This is a genomic window from Paraburkholderia podalyriae, assembly GCF_014397785.1.
GTDB lineage: Bacteria > Pseudomonadota > Gammaproteobacteria > Burkholderiales > Burkholderiaceae > Paraburkholderia > Paraburkholderia podalyriae.
Genome location: NZ_VZQQ01000248.1, coordinates 1 through 971, shown reverse-complemented (window position 1 = coordinate 971; position 971 = coordinate 1). Strand labels below are relative to the sequence as shown.

The 971-nt window shown below is 57.4% G+C and carries 1 protein-coding gene; it reads right to left on the bottom strand.

What is annotated here, in order from left to right; genetic code table 11:
• Positions 1 to 835, bottom strand: an 835-nt coding sequence (locus F6X42_RS42850; RefSeq protein WP_187639764.1) for an IS110 family RNA-guided transposase, incomplete at its 3' end; no start/stop codon positions are given.
• Positions 836 to 971: the final 136 nt, after the last annotated feature.

Here is a 971-nt window from a genome sequence, read left to right as displayed (position 1 = left end):
GAATGAGCAGCGTGCGCAGATACGTGTCTCCGCGCCTGCTGATGCCAAGCAGCGTCACCTTGCCTCCTGAGCCCGTTTGCTTTGGCACAAGACCGATCCACGCCGCAAACTCGCGTCCCGATCTGAACGACTTCACATCTCCCATCGTCGCGACTGCAGCTGTTGCAGTCAGCACACCGACGCCCGGAATTTCGGTGATCGACTTGACCGCCTTGTCCTCTAACATCCACTGACGTAGCCGCCGTTCGATCACGACGATCTGCTCGTCGAGCCTCGTCAAACCATTCCACTGCTCGCGCAACGTATCGACCAGCACAGCCGGCAGCCGATCTGAGACTCTGGCCAGCACCGCGGGTATGGCCTTGTCCAGCGCAGATCGACCTTTGCCCATCACTTCGCCATATTCCGTCAACAGTCCGCGCAAGCTGTTGATCTGCATCGTACGGAACTTCACCAGTTGTTGGCGCATCCGGTGCAGCGCCAGCACCGCCTGCTGCGGTTCGGTTTTCACTGCCACCGCCTTGCCTGGTTGCTGCACTGCCAGCCAGATCGCTCGGGCGTCCGCTGCATCGCTCTTGTTGCGGATGTTGAACGCCTTGACGAATTCGGCCGGCATCAGCTTCACCGTGTGTCCCAGCTTCGTGAGTTGCCGTGCCCAGTGTTGTGAACCACCACACGCCTCCATTCCAATCAGGCACGGTGTACGGTTCGCGAAGTGCTCAAGAAACTTCACTCGTTTGATCGGCTTGTTCACGATCTCGCCGGTCTCTTCATCAACGTAGTGCACCTGAAATACGCTCTTTGCGATATCGATCCCTACTGGCGTAAGCTTCATGTCGAATGCTCCGGTTGCCTGTCAAGACCTACATGATCTTCTATCTGGGCACTCTGATGTCATCAGGCCTAGACGGTCCGCTCTCCTTCATTATCCCAACTGCTTACGGGTGGGAGGCGTTCATTTCATTGAGTTC